The 15,981-nt window shown below is 62.7% G+C and carries 17 protein-coding genes and 2 pseudogenes; 11 read left to right on the top strand and 8 right to left on the bottom strand.

The window, feature by feature from the left end:
- From NKJ08_RS35530 to NKJ08_RS35515, 4 genes and pseudogenes are all read right to left on the bottom strand, one after another.
- Window positions 1-183 (bottom strand): annotated as a pseudogene (locus tag NKJ08_RS35530) (IS5/IS1182 family transposase); the annotation flags it as partial.
- A gap of 65 nt (window positions 184-248) precedes the next feature.
- Window positions 249-737 (bottom strand): nucleoside deaminase, encoded by a 489-nt coding sequence (locus NKJ08_RS35525; protein ID WP_352531833.1) that lies wholly within the window; start codon window positions 735-737, stop codon window positions 249-251.
- 172 nt (window positions 738-909) lie between these two features.
- Window positions 910-1,763, bottom strand: a pseudogene (locus NKJ08_RS35520) (EamA family transporter).
- Window positions 1,760-2,374 (bottom strand): nitroreductase family protein, encoded by a 615-nt coding sequence (locus NKJ08_RS35515; protein ID WP_352776528.1) that lies wholly within the window; start codon window positions 2,372-2,374, stop codon window positions 1,760-1,762. The pseudogene NKJ08_RS35520 and the gene NKJ08_RS35515 overlap by 4 nt, the downstream one beginning before the upstream one ends.
- A gap of 110 nt (window positions 2,375-2,484) precedes the next feature.
- Between NKJ08_RS35515 and NKJ08_RS35510 the strand changes: the two genes are divergently transcribed.
- Complete coding sequence (locus tag NKJ08_RS35510; protein ID WP_352531804.1) at window positions 2,485-3,486, top strand: LysR family transcriptional regulator; 1,002 nt, start codon at window positions 2,485-2,487, stop codon at window positions 3,484-3,486.
- A gap of 30 nt (window positions 3,487-3,516) precedes the next feature.
- Entirely contained in the window at window positions 3,517-4,290 is a 774-nt protein-coding gene (locus tag NKJ08_RS35505) for a FadR/GntR family transcriptional regulator (protein ID WP_352531806.1), read from the top strand.
- A gap of 93 nt (window positions 4,291-4,383) precedes the next feature.
- Here NKJ08_RS35505 and NKJ08_RS35500 read toward each other — a convergent pair whose 3' ends face one another.
- On the bottom strand, window positions 4,384-4,671 hold the full coding sequence (locus NKJ08_RS35500) for a DUF3175 domain-containing protein (RefSeq protein WP_352531808.1): 288 nt from the start codon (window positions 4,669-4,671) through the stop codon (window positions 4,384-4,386).
- A gap of 235 nt (window positions 4,672-4,906) precedes the next feature.
- Here NKJ08_RS35500 and NKJ08_RS35495 point away from each other — a divergent pair, with 235 nt between their 5' ends.
- The 7 genes from NKJ08_RS35495 to NKJ08_RS35465 all read left to right on the top strand — a co-directional run bounded on the left by NKJ08_RS35495 (window position 4,907) and on the right by NKJ08_RS35465 (window position 12,839).
- The gene (locus NKJ08_RS35495; protein WP_352531834.1) at window positions 4,907-6,079 is read left to right on the top strand and encodes an MFS transporter; all 1,173 of its coding nucleotides are present in this window, start codon (window positions 4,907-4,909) and stop codon (window positions 6,077-6,079) included.
- Window positions 6,080-6,251: 172 nt separating this feature from the next.
- Complete coding sequence (gene gntR / locus NKJ08_RS35490; RefSeq protein WP_352785856.1) at window positions 6,252-7,280, top strand: HTH-type transcriptional regulator GntR; 1,029 nt, start codon at window positions 6,252-6,254, stop codon at window positions 7,278-7,280.
- A 302-nt stretch (window positions 7,281-7,582) separates the two neighbouring features.
- Window positions 7,583-8,707, top strand: coding sequence for a sugar ABC transporter substrate-binding protein (locus tag NKJ08_RS35485; protein WP_352531812.1), 1,125 nt, complete (start codon window positions 7,583-7,585; stop codon window positions 8,705-8,707).
- A gap of 80 nt (window positions 8,708-8,787) precedes the next feature.
- Window positions 8,788-10,329 carry a sugar ABC transporter ATP-binding protein gene (locus NKJ08_RS35480; protein WP_352531814.1) on the top strand — a complete coding sequence of 514 codons (1,542 nt, stop codon included), beginning with the start codon at window positions 8,788-8,790 and terminating at the stop codon, window positions 10,327-10,329.
- Window positions 10,326-11,306 (top strand): ABC transporter permease, encoded by a 981-nt coding sequence (locus tag NKJ08_RS35475; RefSeq protein ID WP_352531816.1) that lies wholly within the window; start codon window positions 10,326-10,328, stop codon window positions 11,304-11,306. The genes NKJ08_RS35480 and NKJ08_RS35475 overlap by 4 nt, the downstream gene beginning before the upstream one ends.
- A complete protein-coding gene (locus tag NKJ08_RS35470) occupies window positions 11,303-12,289 on the top strand; it encodes an ABC transporter permease (protein WP_352531818.1) in 987 nt (328 codons plus the stop codon). Before NKJ08_RS35475 ends, NKJ08_RS35470 begins: the two co-directional genes overlap by 4 nt.
- Before the next feature lie 70 nt (window positions 12,290-12,359).
- Window positions 12,360-12,839, top strand: coding sequence for a gluconokinase (locus NKJ08_RS35465; RefSeq protein ID WP_352776660.1), 480 nt, complete (start codon window positions 12,360-12,362; stop codon window positions 12,837-12,839).
- Here NKJ08_RS35465 and NKJ08_RS35460 read toward each other — a convergent pair.
- Together NKJ08_RS35460 and NKJ08_RS35455 are read right to left on the bottom strand one after the other, a co-directional pair.
- On the bottom strand, window positions 12,836-13,285 hold the full coding sequence (locus tag NKJ08_RS35460) for an RrF2 family transcriptional regulator (RefSeq protein ID WP_352531822.1): 450 nt from the start codon (window positions 13,283-13,285) through the stop codon (window positions 12,836-12,838). The genes NKJ08_RS35465 and NKJ08_RS35460 overlap by 4 nt on opposite strands.
- Before the next feature lie 249 nt (window positions 13,286-13,534).
- Window positions 13,535-14,521 (bottom strand): sulfate ABC transporter substrate-binding protein, encoded by a 987-nt coding sequence (locus tag NKJ08_RS35455; RefSeq protein WP_352531824.1) that lies wholly within the window; start codon window positions 14,519-14,521, stop codon window positions 13,535-13,537.
- Window positions 14,522-14,799: 278 nt separating this feature from the next.
- Between NKJ08_RS35455 and NKJ08_RS35450 the strand changes: the two genes are divergently transcribed.
- Both NKJ08_RS35450 and NKJ08_RS35445 read left to right on the top strand, forming a co-directional pair.
- Entirely contained in the window at window positions 14,800-15,072 is a 273-nt protein-coding gene (locus NKJ08_RS35450; protein WP_352531826.1) for an antitoxin, read from the top strand.
- Window positions 15,072-15,470: a type II toxin-antitoxin system VapC family toxin gene (locus NKJ08_RS35445; protein WP_502895992.1), complete on the top strand. Its 399-nt coding sequence runs from the start codon at window positions 15,072-15,074 to the stop codon at window positions 15,468-15,470. Before NKJ08_RS35450 ends, NKJ08_RS35445 begins: the two co-directional genes overlap by 1 nt.
- 14 nt (window positions 15,471-15,484) lie before the next feature.
- On the opposite strand, the gene NKJ08_RS35440 is transcribed toward NKJ08_RS35445, so the two are convergent.
- Window positions 15,485-15,981, bottom strand: a 497-nt coding sequence (locus tag NKJ08_RS35440; RefSeq protein ID WP_352785848.1) for a TOBE-like domain-containing protein, incomplete at its 5' end; no start/stop codon positions are given.

Here is a 15,981-nt window from a genome sequence, read left to right as displayed (position 1 = left end):
CCGAGTGGCGATGCGGCGGAAATCCTTGAGGCGCCTGAACATGCGCTCGATGGCGTTGCGCTCGCGGTAGAGGAACGGTGAGAAGCAGTTTTTCCAGCGCCGGTTAGCCTTCGGCGGGATGTTCGGCATCGTCCCTCTGCCCTCGACCTTATGGCGGATGGCATTGGTGTCGTAGCCCTTGGGTCCGAACGCTAGGTCGTTGTCCACGTCAGCAGTCACCTCTTCCTCTGAATCAATGAGTCCTGACCCTACTTGTCTTTCCAGAATTCGGCCTGGAGTTGCGCCGCTTCATCGGCAAGCAGCGGGCCGACGACTTCAGTCGGACGCTGCCCAGCTTCGAAGACGATCCTGCAGGGCAGGTCGAGTGTGGGATTCTCGACGTGTGCGCCCGTCAACCCCTTGAGGTCATGTTCGCTCTGCCCAAAGACGACCCGTCCGATGCCCGCCCAATAGATTGTCCCGGAGCACATCGCGCAAGGTTCGGCCGAAGTGTAGAGTGTGCAAGAGGCCAGCTTTTCGAGACTGAAATTCATCCCCGCCCACGAGGCCAGCAGCCTTTCGGCATGAGCGGTGCGGTCGCCCCCTCCGGCTTTGTAACCGTTGGGCTGCTCGCGCAACACATTGCCGTCTTTGTCAGCGAGGAGCGAACCAAAGGGATGTTCGCCAGCATCGCGGGCCTTGCGCGCGACTTCGAACGCCTGACGGAGCAGGCGCTCATCATAAGGGCGTTGTGGCATCCAAATCCTCCGGCAGTGCCGCTTGATCATAGTGCCGAACAATCCGCCGACACAAGTCAACAACCTAAAGCGCGTCGCGTTCGACCGGCCTCATGCGACGCGCTTTAGGTTCTTGTTTTATGCATGTCGTTATCGCAAACCGCTGCACACTTTTGCGCGACATGCATTAGGCTCAGGACTCGTTGCGCTTGGGGCGTTGAGCCAGCCAGATGCTGCCGATGACGAAAACGACGCCGGCGATCTGAGGCAAGGTCAGCGTCTGATCCAGGAATACCCATCCAAGCAGCACGGCGGTCACCGGGCTGAGGAAAAGCAGCGATGACACCACTGCGGATTCCAGTCGCGCAATGCCCCGGAACCAGAGGACATAGGTCAGCGCCGCACCGATCAGCCCGAGCCACGCCAGTCCAAGCAGGTTGGCGCCGGTCGGGAGCGGGATGGAAGGCTCGAAAAGCAGAGCCACTGGAACGAGCAGCAGACCGCCGGCGGTCAGTTGCCATGCCGTGAAGGTAAGCAGCGATACTGGCGGTTGCCACTTACGGGCCAATACGCTTCCGAAGGCCATGGAGGCCGCCCCGGCGAGGCCGGCGGCAACGCCGACCGCATCGAGCGCATTCGGGGTCAGCACCAGCAATGCGACACCTGCGATCCCGACAAGGGCGGCGACGATCGCCAACCGACGGACAGGGCTGTCAAGCAGGGCAGCGGCAAGGAAAATCACCATCAACGGCTGGACCGACAGCACGGTCGCGGCGACCCCGCCCGGAAGCCGGTAGGCGGCGACAAACAACATGCTCAGGAAGATCGAGATGTTGAGGGCTCCGAGCACGCAACTGCGTAGCCACCAGATGCCCGTTGGCAGTTGCCGGACGATCGCGAGCAGCAGCAATCCGGCGGGCAAGGCACGCAGCATTGCGACCGTCATCGGCGAAAAATTCGGCAGGAACTCGGTGGTGACGATATAGGTACTGCCCATATTGCGGGTGCTGTCGCTGTAAGCAACAGATCGAAACGGCGCGTTGTCATAAGATCTCCAGAACTTCGGCAAGAGGGCGGCGAGGCTTTTGCGGCCAGTTTCCGGACGCGGCGCGGCCGACTGCGACGAGCATCACCGGCACTTCATTCGGCCCAAGGCCAAACTCGCGTGCCACGCCTTCGGCATCGAAGCCGGCCATCGGACCGGAGACGAGGCCCAGCGCTTCGGCCGCAAAAATCAGCGTTGCAGCGCCAAGCGCTGCCGAGCGCACGGCTTCATCACGGGCTGCCCGAGGATCGGCATATTGTTCGTGGGCGCCTTCCTGCCAGCCCGAAGCCATATCCGCCGGCATGAAGCCGGCTTCCACGAAAGGAAGCAGCCTTGCGGTAAGGGCAGCGTGGTCGGGCAGTACGCCGCATATGATGAAGGTGACGGCTGCCTCCTGCACCTTGGTCTGGCCATGGGCGAGGCTGCGCAACCGCGCCTTTGCTTCCGGCGTCCGCACGGCGATGAACCGCCAATTCTGAAGGTTGTAGGCGGTTGGCGCGCGCGTTGCGAGACGTGCCAGTTCCTCGACCTCGGTATCCGTCAATGCGTGCGAGGCATCGAACCGATTGGCCGACATGCGTCGCTCGATAAGGGAGATTGTGGGGTTGGTCATCATGTCATTCCGAACCTGAGTAAGCCGTTCGGGAAGCAGATATAGAATTTACCAACGAGGGATAATATGCAACAATTGAAAGACATTGTTTACTGAAAGAGAATAGTGCGATGGATCGCCTGACTGCGTTGCAGGTTTTCCGCCATGTTGCGGAACTGAACAGCTTTGCCGAAGCCGGACGGCGGCTCGGTCTCTCTCCCCCCGCCATCAGCAAGAACATCGCCGAGTTGGAGGCGCATCTGGCCGTGCGGCTCATCAACCGGACGACGCGGCGCATGGCCCTGACCGAAGAAGGCAGGATTTATCTGGAGCATGTCACGCATGGGCTCGATGCGCTGGCCAGGGCCGACCAGGTCCTCGGTCCGATCAAGACGGCGCCGAGCGGCACGTTGCGGGTCAGCGCGCCGATGACTGTCACGTTGACACGGCTTTCGGCTGCCATTCCCGAGTTTCTATCGCGCTATCCCGATTTGAAACTCGATCTGCACCTTGATGACAGGCGCGTCGATATCGTGCGGGAGGGATTTGACCTTGCCGTTCGCGGCAGCGACAATCTTGAGGATTCCAGCCTGGTCGCGAGAACGCTTGCGGTCATGCCGCATGTGCTTTGCGCAGCTCCGGTTTATTTTGAGCAGCATGGTCGGCCTAAAACGCCTTCCGACTTGAAGATGGCTAATTGCATCCGGTTCAGCCTTTCGGGGCATGCGGACATATGGGAGTTCCGCAAGGACGGCCGCACCGAGCGGATCGCCATCGACGGACGATATTCGGTCTCCTCAAGCCTTGCTGTGCGCGATGCGTTGCGCGCCGGCTTCGGCGTCAGTCTGATCCCCTATCCCTATGTCGAGAGCGACCTGAAAGCAGGCCGGCTGCAATCGGCTCTGGATGACTGGAACAAGGTCGAAACCACACTGTATGCGGTCTATCCGGCACGGCAACATCTTGCCCCGAAAATCCGCGTCTTCCTTGATTTCCTGATCGAGGAATTCAGTCGGAACAAAGAGAAGTCGTTCATACCTCTCCGGCCTGAACGCTCGGCAAAGCGCGGTGTCCGCAAGGGGACGGATGCGGAAATTCAAACTGAGACACTGCCGTCGATTTCATCTCCTTGACACGCCTCCAAATCCGGACTTTGTGGAGCTATGCGGGACGCGAAGCCGAATAAGGGAAAGACAGCGGCCGAGGCGTCTGCCGAGCGCACGAGCGGTATTCGCCGGGCCGATGCGGCGCGCATGCCGGGGTCGAGCGTGCACGCGTCGCTGGCCAACGAAATCGGGCTGAGAATCGTGCGCGGCGACTATCCGCCGGGAACCATCCTGCCCAACGAGGCCAAATGGTCCGAGACCTTCGACGTCAGCCGCTCGGCGGTCCGCGAAGCCATAAAAATGCTGATGGCGAAGAGCCTGCTGGCGTCACGCCCGAAGATCGGCAGCTGGGTCGAGCCGAAGGAACGCTGGAACCTGCTCGATCGCGACGTGCTGGCCTGGTATGCGACCTCGCCGGACCGCGAGGTGTTCCTCAGGACCGTGCAGGAATTCCGCCACATCATCGAGCCGGAGGCTAGCGCCTTTGCCGCGATGCGGCGCACCGACGAGCAGATGGCCGAGATCAGCCAGGCCTGCCGCGAGATGGGCGAGGCGACGAACCTGCAGGAGCGGACCCGTGCCGACACGCGTTTTCACCTCGCCATCCTGCGGGCCTCGGGCAACGATCTGCTGGTGCCGCTCGGTGTGCTGATCGAATCGGCATTCGATCATCTGTTCGCTTTTACGACGCGCGAACTGGACGATTTGCAGCATGCGCAGAGGCTGCATGAGGCGATCGAGAAGAGCATCCGCCTGCAGCGGCCGGACGCGGCGCGGAATGCGGTGCGCAAACTGTTGGCCAATACCGACAGCGTCATCAAATCGAGGTAAGTCGATCCGCTAGGACGGTTCATCGTTTCACGGAAACGCCGAACCGGTCTATCTTTTGTTTTGACGCAATTCCGGACGGAAAACCGAATTGCTCTAATCTTCTCTCGGGCGTCCGAAGAGGGCACGCAGTTCGTCCTTTGCGTCCTCCAACACTTTCTTCTGCGCCGCCGGCAGGTTCTTGCCGGCGCGGTTGATGTAGAAATTCAGCATCGACATGGCGGATTGAAACGGCCCCGCCTTGCGCCGATCGCTGTGCTCGGCCGATCGCTTCAACGAGGCAGCGATCTTCCTCGGATCGTGGGATTCGAAGATGTGCTCCTCGAGGTCCAGCGCGTCGCTGTGCTCGGTGACGTCGGCAGACCATTTCCGTTGCGCGGTCATGGCAAACTCCTTCCACAAGTTCGTTGCCGGGAAAACGCCTTATGGCGCACCCCTGTTCCACTCCGGCCTGAATCCCTGGAGCCACGGATTTGCCTGTCGTGGCGCTGCTCGGCGATGCGAATGCGCCGATAGTGGTCAGAACCGCCGATTTAAGAACTGCGGACAGGAAACGCTCTTGACCCCAATCGTCTCAAGCCAGGCAGGAAGTTCCGGCATCGACAGTGCTTATGCTTGGATGCGTCTCGGCATCTCGATGCTGCTGGCAACGATCGGCGGGGTCGGCATGTGGGCGGTGGTCGTGGTGCTGCCAGCCGTGCAGGCAGAATTCGGCGTCGATCGCGCCGCTGCCTCGATGCCATACACCGCGACCATGGTCGGCTTCGCCGCCGGCAATGTGCTGGTCGGCCGCGCCATCGACCGCATGGGATATTGGATCCCGGCGCTGATTGCCGCGATTGCGCTTGGCGCCGGTTTCCTGCTGGCGTCGCTGACCAGTTCAATCCTGCAGTTCACCCTCGTCCAAGGGCTGTTGATCGGCGTCGGCACGTCGGCGATCTTCGGGCCGCTGATTGCCGACATCTCGCACTGGTTCAACCGACGCCGCGGCGTCGCGGTGACGACAGCCGCGTCCGGCAACTATCTCGCCGGAGCGATCTGGCCGACGGCGATGCCCTATGTCATGCAGACCGAAGGCTGGCGCTTCACCTATGCCGCGATCGGCGTCGTTTGCCTTGCGGCCATGGTGCCGCTGATCCTGCTGCTCCGGCGCGGCGCACCGCCCCAGGCGGCTCCCGGATCGCCGGGCAGCCGCGTGGTCCAGCCGATCTCGCTGTCGCCGGCGGCCTTGCAGGCGCTGCTCATCGTCGCCGGGCTCGGCTGCTGCGTGGCGATGTCGATGCCGCAGGTGCATATCGTCGCCTACTGCATGGATCTCGGCTACGGCGTGGCGCATGGCGCCGATATGCTGTCGATCATGCTGGCGGCAGGCGTCGTCAGCCGGCTTGGCTCCGGCTTCCTTGCCGATCGCATTGGCGGGGTGAAAACCCTGCTGATCGGCTCGGTGCTGCAATGCCTGTCGCTGTTGTTCTACATCCCCTTCGACGGGCTTGCCTCGCTCTATGTCGTCTCGCTGGTTTTCGGCCTGTCGCAGGGCGGCATCGTGCCCTGTTATGCGATCATCGTGCGCGAATATATGCCTGCCAAAGAAGCCGGCCAGCGCGTCGGCATCGTCATGATGGCGACCATCTTCGGCATGGCTATCGGCGGCTGGATGTCGGGTTGGATCTACGATTTGACCGGTTCCTATGCCGCCGCATTCCTCAACGGCATTGCCTGGAACCTGCTGAACATTTTGGCCATGGTGCTGCTGCTGTGGAAGGCGCGGCGCAGCGCTGCTGTGATGGCCTGAAGCACGGCGGTACGGATACAGTCTCTCCGCCGTCGCTTGACAATAGCCGAAGGCTGCGCGACGCCAGACAAGGTGTGGCAACGGGCCAGGTTGGCATGGCAGCAGTGGCAAAGACGCTGAACATCGTTTCACGGTCGCGTCTGGGCGGTTGCCCGGCGTCGGGACCATTGCGGTGATCAAGCCGCGCTCACGCCGCGGCGGCGGCCGCCCGACCATCGCCGACGTCGCCCGCAAGGCCGGCGTCGGCGCCATTACCGTATCGCGCGCCGTGCGTGAGCCCGGGCGTGTGTCGGAAGATCTGCGCCGCCAGATCGAGTCCGCCGTGAATGAGCTCGGCTATGTGCCCGACCCAAATGCACGGGCGCTGGCTTCGGCGCGCGCCGAAGTGTTTGGCGTTCTGGTGCCGTCGCTTACCAACAACGTCTTTGCCGAAGTGGTGCGCGGCATCTACGACAGCCTGTCGGACGGCCCTTTCCGCATCCAGCTCGGCAATACCCACTATTCCGGCCTCGAGGAAGAGCGGCTGTTGCAGGTGTTTGGGCCGCAACGCCCTGCGGCGCTGATCGTGGCCGGCATCGACCAGACGCCGGCGTCGCGAAAACTGCTGGAAACGGCGGGCTGCCCGGTGGTGCAGGTGATGGAGACCGGGCCCGATCCGGTCGACTTGATGGTTGGTTTCTCGCATTTCGAGGGCGGCAAGGCGGCAGCGGAACATCTGATCGAGGCGGGCTATCGCCGGATCGGCTTCATCGGTGCGCGCATGGACCCGCGCTCGCAGCGACGTCTGGCCGGCTATCGCGCGGCGATGGACGCGGCCGGCCTGTTCGACGCGCGTCTCATCACGACAACGCCGGTGCCGTCCAGCGTCACGCTCGGGCGCGAATTGTTCCGCGACGCGCTGGCCAAGGTGCCGAGCCTGGACGGCGTATTCTGCAACAATGACGATATCGCGCTTGGCGTGTTGTTCGAATGCCATCGCGCTTCGATCGCCGTGCCGAAGACGGTCGGCATCGTCGGCTTCAACGATCTCGACATGATGGAGGTGGCCTTTCCGTCGGTCACCAGCGTTCGGACCTACCGTTACGAGATCGGCCGGCGGGCGGTCGCCATGGCGTTAGCGGCTATCGAAGGCAACAGGCCAGAGCAGCGGGTCGTCGACCTCGGCTTCGAACTCAAGCGACGTGAAAGCACGGCGCGCTGAGGCGAGCTTCAACGCAATGTAAATGGCGCTTTACACAACGTCATGGTAGCGCTACCAATTGTCAGCTGGCGGTACTTCGCTCCGAATATCGGAGGCTGTTTATTATATATAATCGACAGCTCATGCTTGTTTATTATGTATAATATGATAGTTTTTGCGGGATTAGCCGGGCAATAAAGGAGGAAATCGGGTCGGCATTCGGCCACCTGAACGCGCAACGGAAATGGCGGGAGGTGCCGGGCCGAGAACGCGCAAATTCATCGACGTAACAACAAACAAAACTGCAACTGGGAGGAATATCGATGATCAAGTCACTCGTTGGCGGTATCGTTGCCGCCACTGCTTTTGTCATGCTGAGCTCGTCGGCGATCGCCGATCCTGAAATCGTCAAGGGGCCGTCGGCCGAGCCTGAGTGCTTCGCGCCCTGGTCGGCCGACACGCAGTTCTTCAAGTTCCCCAAAAAAGACGGCCCGTACCGCATCGCTTTGGCCAACGGCTACATCGCCAACACCTGGCGCATCCAGATGGTGCAGACGGCGAAGGCCTATGCAGCGCAGCCGGAGGTCGCGGCCAAGCTCAAGGAATTCAAGGTGGTCTCGACCGGCGAAGACGTGCCGGCCCAGATCTCGGCAATCAACAATTTCATCGATTCCGGCTATGACGCGATTGTCGTCAATGCCCAGAACCCGACCGCATTCGGCCCTGTCATCAAGCGGGCCAAGGAAGCCGGCGTCGTGCTGGTCGCCTTCGACAACATTCTCGACACCAAGGATGCCATCAACGTCAATGTCGACCAGAAAGGCCTTGGCGAATTGTGGGGCAACTGGCTGGTCAAACACGTGCCGAACGGCGGCAAGGTCCTGGAAGTGCGCGGCGTGGCTGGCACCTCCGTCGACACCGACCGCCACACCGGCATCCATGAAGTTCTCGACGCGTCCGGCAAGAAATGGGACGTCACCGAAGTCGTCGGCAAGTGGGATGACGGCGTTGCGCAAAAGGCCTCGGCCGACGCTATTGCCACCAACGGCCCCTTCGACGGCGTTACCGGGCAGGGCGGCGATACCGGCATCGTGCAGGCGATGATCGATGCCAAGCATCCGTTCGTGCCGTTCGGCGGCGAGACGGAGAACGGCTTCCGCAAATTCTGCGCCAAGTTCGCCGCTGACGGCCTGAAATGCTCGTCGGCCGGTACCGGACCGGCTCAGGTGGCGGTTGCCATCAAGACGGCGATTGCAGCACTTGAGGGCCAGGTCGTGCCGCAAGCGATCAAGCTGCCGCTGGCTATCGTCGAGGATCCGAACTTCAAGGAAGGCCAGGACTACTTCCCCGATCAATCCGACAATTTCTTCGTCGGCAATTCCTTCCCGACCTGCGGCATCAATTTCACAGCGCAGGAAATCATGGGCCAGAGCAAAGAAAACCAGTAAACTCCAACAGCCCGACGCCGCGGGAAATCCTGCGGCGTCGGCGCTCGACATCCTGATCGCCAAGCGCCTTGGGAGGGCCGATGGACGGTGCGGTTTCGCTCTTCCGTATGGAAGGCATTTCCAAGCGCTACGGCGGCGTGCGGGCGCTGGAAAAGGCCGAGCTTTCGGTCACTCCCGGCAGCATCCACGCCATTCTCGGCGAGAACGGCGCCGGCAAATCGACGCTGATCAAGGTTATGGCGGGGGTCGTCGCGCCCGACGAGGGCAGCATGATGCTGGACGGAAGCGAGGTTACCTTCGCTTCGCCGGCCGCCGCCAATCAGGCCGGCATCGTCTGCATCTTCCAGGAACTGTCGCTCGTCCCGGAACTCAGCGTTGCCGACAACATCGTCATTTCCGATCCGCCCAAACGCTTCGGCATGATCGACCGCAAGGCACAGCGCCGCATTGCGGAGGAAGCTCTTGCTCGCGCCGGCGCCTCCGATATCCATCCGCTCGCGTTGGTCAAGGATCTTCCTCTTTCAAGAAGGCAGATGGTCGAGATCGCCAAGGCGCTGGCGCGCAAGCCGCGCATCCTGATCCTCGACGAGGCGACCTCGGCACTGACCGCGGCCGACGTCGCCAGGGTTTTCGCGGTGTTGAAGCGGCTGCGTTCGGAAGGGCTGGCGCTGCTCTACATTTCGCACCGCATGAACGAGATCGCTGAACTTGCCGACCAGTGCACGGTGTTCCGCAATGGCCGCAATGTCGCCAGCTACGCCGCCGGCACAAAAAGCGACAATGAGGTCGTCGAACTGATGATCGGGCGCGAATACAGCCACATCTTTCCGCCCAAGCCCGCGCGGGCGGCTGCTGCAGCCACGCCGGTTCTGGAGGCGCGCAGCCTGTCGTGGACGGATCGGCTGCACGATGTCTCGCTGTCGGTCGGGGCGGGCGAGGTGGTCGGCCTTGGCGGCCTCGACGGCCAGGGCCAGCGCGAATTGCTGCTCGCCTTCTTCGGTGTGCTGCGCGGCCTGTCAGGCCAGATCCTGATCGACGGCAGACCGGTGGCGATCGCCAGCCCGGCCGCCGCGCGCGATGACCGGATCGGCATGGCGCTGATCCCGGAGGACCGCAAGACCGAAGGGTTGATGCTGCCGATGACGGTGCGCGAAAACCTCTCCTTCGCCGCCCTCGACCGGCTGTCCAGGGCCGGCGTCATCGATCGCGCCGCCGAGCAGCGACTGATCGACGACATGGTCGGACTTCTGGCGATCAAGACGGCCGGACTCGACATTCCAGTCGGTGCGCTGTCCGGCGGCAATCAGCAGAAGGTCGTCATCGCCAAATGGCTGATGCGGCAGCCGCGCATCATCCTGCTCAACGACCCGACGCGCGGTATCGACGTCGGCACCAAGCAGGAGCTCTACCAGTTGATGCGCAAGCTTGCCGATCAAGGCGCAGCGATTCTGTTTTATTCGACCGACTATGACGAGCTGATCGGCTGCTGCGACCGCGTGCTGGTGCTCTATGACGGGGCGGTCAAGCGTGAACTGGTCGGCGCCGAAATCACCGAGCGGGCGCTGATTGCCAGCGCGCTCAACATTCACGAAGAGATGCCAAAGCAAGGAGCGGACGCGTGAAGGATTGGCGCTATTGGCTCGCCGAACAGCGCGGAACGCTGCTGGCGTTCGGCATCTTCGTTGTCATGTTCGTCATCTACACCTCGAACCATCCGGCAGGTTTCACCGCCAATGTCGTCCAGACGGCCTCGAACAAGGGTGTGCTGCTCGCTTTCGTCGCGATGGCGCAGACCCTGGTGGTGATCACCGCCGGCATCGACCTCTCGGTCGGCATGATCTTCACGCTGACCAATTGCCTGGCCTCATGGCTAGTCATCGGCACCGGCATCGAGACCGCCTTCGGCGTCCTCGCCGTGCTGGGCACCGGCTTGCTGTGCGGGGCAATCAACGGCGCCATCGTCATCTATGGACGCCTGCAGCCGATCGTCGCCACCATCGCCACCGGTGCGGTCTATTTCGGCATCGCGCTGCTGCTTCGGCCGTTTCCGGGCGGCTCGGTCAACGAGGGCCTCGCCGACGCGCTGACCGGGCGCCTGTTCGGCGTGGTGCCGGCGAGCCTGGTGGTGCTGCTGGCCGTTGTGCTAGTGGTCTGGGTGCCGTTCAGCCGGTCGGTGCTCGGCCGCGCCGCTTATGCAGCGGGATCGTCGGAGATGGCCGCATACATGTCCGGCGTGCCGATCCGGCGTGGAAAGTTCGCCGCCTATGCGCTTGCCGGGCTGCTTGCCGCGATCGGCGGGCTGTTCCTGACGTTCTTCACCTATACCGGCGATGCCGCCTATGCCAGCGGCAACGCCTATACGCTGTTTTCGATCGCCGCGGTCGTGCTCGGTGGCGTGTCGCTGTTCGGCGGCAAGGGCAGTGCCATCGGCGCGATCTTCGGTGCGCTCGCCTTCCGCACAATTGGTGACCTGCTGTTCGTATTCGATTTCGATCCGCTCTGGCAGCCACTGTTCCAGGGCGTCATCCTGCTGATCGCGGTCAGCCTCGGCGCCTTCGCCCTGTTTCGGGTCCGCAACCGGCTGGAGTGGTTCCTGTGAGCGAAACGACTGTAGGTGGTCTCGCTGGCCGCATGCCGAAATTCCTCCGCCGCGCCGACCCGGCGGTTCTGACGGCGTTCGCCTGCATCGTGCTGCTGCTGTTCCTCGGCAGCCTCTATTCGCGCAGCTTCCTGTCGCCTGAATATCTGCTGCAACAGCTCAAGGTGGCGTCGTTTCTCGGCGTCATCGCCACCGGCATGATGCTGGTCATCCTGCTCGGCCAGATCGACCTGTCGGTGCCCTGGTCGGTGGCCGTCGGCGCCATGATGGCTTGTGCCGCGGCCGCATACGGCCCTGTCGGCGTGGCGCTGGCCATCCCGTTCGGCATCTTCTGCGGGGTATTGATCGGCATCGTCAACGGCATCGGCGTCGCTTATCTGCGCATTCCCTCAATGATCATCACGCTCGCCACCAACGCCGTCGCGCAGGGGCTGATGGTGCTCTACACGGGCGGTTTCTCGCCGCAGGATTCCGCGACCCGGGCGATGCGCTATCTGGCGACAGGCTTTGCCATTCCGGGCGTGCCCAATGCCGTCATCATCTGGGCGCTGATCGGTGCCGCGATGGTCTTCGTGCTGACCCGCACCGGCTTCGGCCGCACCGTCTACGGCATCGGCAACCGCGAGCGTGCCGCCTATCTTTCCGGTATCGACACCCGGCGCGTGGTGATGATCGCCTTTGCGGTTTCGGGCGGGCTCTCCGCCTTCGGCGGCGTGCTTTTGGCCGGCTATGCCTCCAAGGCGGCGCAATCGATGGGCGATGCCTATCTGTTGCCGTCGATCGCCGCCGTGGTGCTCGGCGGCACCTCGATCCTCGGCGGGCGCGGTTCCTATCTCGGCACCGTCGCCGGCGTGATCCTGATCACGCTTTTGCAATCCATTCTCTCCGTCATGCAGATGCCGGAGGCGGGGCGGCAGATCATCTATGGCGTCGTCATCGTCGCCATGCTGCTGCTCTATGGCCGCGCGCCGGCAAGCCGCTGACCTGATGACCGGGAAAGACGTGGCTTATCCGCCGGCGAGCACTGGTCGAGCACCACCCGCCATGGTGGTTATGGGCGTCGCCGGCTGCGGCAAGTCGGTCGTCGGCGAAGCGCTGGCGGCGGCATTGGGCGCCCTCTTTATCGAAGGCGACAGGCTGCATCCGCCCGAAAACGTCGCGCGCATGGCACGTGGCGAGCCGCTTACCGATGCGCTACGCGAGGGCTGGCTCGATACGATCGGCCAGCGCATCGCCGCGTCGGTTGCAAGCGGGCAGGGCGTGGTCGCCGCCTGCTCGGCGCTGAAGCGCAGCTACCGCGATCGCCTGCGTGGCTTCTGCCCAAATATTGTTTTCGTCTATCTGGAGATCGACCCGGCAACGGCGATGCGGCGCGTCGGCAATCGCAAGGGCCATTTCATGCCGGCAAGTCTGGTCGACAGCCAGTTCGCGACGCTCGAACCGCCAGCGACGGACGAGGGGGCTTTGACCTTGGATGGCACGCGTCCGGTCGCCGACGTCGTCGCGACTGCCTTGAGCCTGTTCGCGCGCTAGATTTGCGACGTCAGCTCGACCGGGAAATCGTCATTGTCGGCGTCGCGCATGGCGGCAAGGCTGCGGTTGTCGAGCACCTCGGCGATCGCCTGACGCACCTCCAGCATCATGTGGCGGACCTGGCAGGTCGCCTCGTCGCAATCCTCGCAGCGCTGGTATTGCGTGCGGCTGGCGCAAGGGATCGGCGCCAGCGGCCCGTCGAGCACACGCACGACATGGCCGATCTTGATCTCGGAGGCTGGCCGGGCAAGGCGGTAACCGCCGTCCTTGCCCTTGCGGCTCTGGACGAAGCCGGCATTGCGCAACTCGCCCAGAATGGCATCCAGGAATTTCTTCGGGATGTTGTTGGCGACCGCAATATCGTTGACGAATGCGAGCTGGCCGACCGGCAGGCCGGACAGATGCACGAGGGCCTTGAGGCCGTATTTGCCTTTTTTTGTAAGCATGCCCGAGTCAACCCATTAAGCCCCAACCACCCGCATCTGGCGGCTGTTTGTGTGCAAATAATGACGGTTTGGCCGTGCGATGCCGTTCACCCAGACAGGCCGCCTGACGACATATTGCGCGCACACGCGTTGATTCTTCGTAACGTTTTGGCAGGCAGGCGTCCGGAACGCGCGGAAACTGCAATTTCGGCGGGCAAACGAAGAAAGCCGGCAAAGCCGGCTTTCAATCAGTTCGCGAGGTTGCAGACGTCAGCGGCTACCGTAAGTCTGGTCGAGCAGCCCGCCCGCGGCAAAATGCTCGGCCTGGACCTTGGCCCAGCCGCCGAAGACGTCCTCCACCGTCAGCAGGCGGACATCGGGAAACTCAGCCTTGTATTTGGCGGCGACCGCCGCGTCGCGAGCCCGCAGGCCGTTGCGGGCCGCGATGTCCTGGCCCTCCGGGGTATAGAGGAAGTCGAGATAGGTCTTGGCGAGATCGCGTGTGCCGTGCTCGTCGGCGACCGTGTCGACGATCGCCACCGGAAATTCGGCCAGCAGGCTGACCGAAGGCGTCACCTGCTCGAATTTGTCCTCGCCATACTCCTTGCGGATGCCGCGCGTTTCCGACTCGAAGGTGATCAGCACGTCGCCGATCTCGCGCTGCACGAAGGTGGTGGTCGCAGCGCGTCCGCCGGTGTCGAAGATCGGCACGTTATTGAACAGCTTGGTGACGAACTCCTTCACCTTGGTGTCGTCGCCCTTGAAGGCCTCCTTGGCGTAAGCGGTGGCCGCGAGATAGGTGTAACGCGCATTGCCCGATGTTTTCGGATTGGGGAAGATCACCTGGACGTCGTCGCGCACGAGGTCGTTCCAATCCTTGATGTGCTTCGGATTGCCGGCGCGCACCAGGAAGGACGGCAGCGAATAGAAAGGCGAGGCGTTGTCGGGAAAGTCCTTCTGCCAGTCGGCGGAGATGAGGCCCTTCTTGACCAGGAAGTCGATGTCGATGATCTGGTTGAAGGTAACGACGTCGGCGCCGAGGCCTTCGGCGATGGCACGCGCCTGCGCCGAGGTTCCAGCATGCGACTGATCGATGGTCACGCCGGGGTGCCCGGCGACGAACGCCTTGTTGACCTGCGCAAACAGTTCGCGGCCGACATCGTAAGAGGCGTTCAGCAATCTGTCGGCCGACCAGGCTTGGGAGGATGCGAGGAACAGGCCGGTCAACGTGGCGACGCCGAGCAAAAATCGTTTCATAAAAACAGGGCTCCCATGCGGTAATTGCCGGACCATAGCGGCAAGGCATCGTGCGCGACGAGGCACGCAGAGCGGCCCCTCGACGTTATCGCGAGAAAAAGTAGTCCCGTTGTGGGCGATTTCTAGTTTTTCTTTCAAGAAGGGCCTTCCGGGCAGCTTGGAAGGGGTGCCGGTGCCGTCCGCGTGCACGATGGCTCCCGGCCGGCCAACGGTGGCAAGACGATTGCATCGCGGCGCTGCCTGGCATATACAAATGGTATATACAAGGAGCCATCGCCATGCCCCAACACCGCCATTCAACAACCCCGCCGAAAGAGGCGAAGCTGTTTCGTAACAATCGCAGCCAGGCGGTGCGCATTCCTGTCGAGTTCGAACTTCCCGGCGAAAGGGTCTTGATCAGCCGTGAAGGCGACCGCCTGATCATCGAGCCGGTTCGCAAACCTGGCCTCACGGCGCTGCTCGCGCAATGGGCGAAAGAGGCGCCGCCCGGTCCCGAGGAGGACTTTCCCGAGGTCGACGATATGCCTGTCAAATCCGAGGAATTTTTTTGATGCGGTTCATGCTGGATACGAACATTATCAGCGACATGATCCGAAACCCGGCCGGAAAAGCCGCCAGCGCCGTGCAGCGCGTGGGAGACGCCGCCGTGTGTACCAGCATCGTGGTGGCCTCGGAACTGCGATATGGCTGCGTCAGGAAAGGATCGGCCAAGTTGCTGAAGAAGGTCGAGGAATTGCTGGCCGAGATTCCTGTCTTGCCGCTCGATATGCCGATGGATACCGAGTACGGCGCGATTCGTGCAGAGCTGGAAGGCCGGGGCCAGACCATCGGCCAAAACGACCTTTTTATCGCTGCGCACGCCTGTGCACTGGGAACTACCCTGGTGACCGCCAATACCGGCGAGTTCAACCGGATCAAAGGCCTGAAGGTCGAGAACTGGCTGGTGTAGCGTCTGATAGAGGATCAAGCAGCCGGAAAAAGTTTCCAGCGCCGCGGCCTGAACGCCACGCGACTTTTCTGCGCCGCCGGATGGTCGACGGGCAATTCGATCTCGACCCGCTGACGTTCGCCGCCGATTTCGAGCTCGACCCGCCTGGTGCCGGCGACGCGGCGGCTGGCGGCGACCGTGCCAGCGATGCAGCCGTTGCATTCTTCCACCAGATCGACGTCGTGCGGGCGGAAGTACAGTGTCGCTTCGCCTTGCGGTGCATGCGGCGCGGAGAGCCCGATCGGGCGGTCGGCGATCCAGACCTGGCCGTCCTCGACCTTGACCGGGATCGAGCTCGATTCGCCGATGAAGCCGTAGACGAAGGGAGAGTTCGGCGTGTCGTAGATCTCGTCGGCGGTGCCGACCTGTTCGATGCGCCCCTGGCTCATCACCACGACACGGTCGGCAAGCTCCAGCGCCTCTTCCTGGTCATGGGTGACAAAGACCGTGGTATGGCCGGTGGCGTCGTGGA

This window comes from Mesorhizobium sp. M0244, assembly GCF_040321795.1.
Lineage (GTDB): Bacteria > Pseudomonadota > Alphaproteobacteria > Rhizobiales > Rhizobiaceae > Mesorhizobium.
Note: the sequence above shows the minus strand (reverse complement) of the source record. Positions and strands in the feature narration are given on the sequence as shown.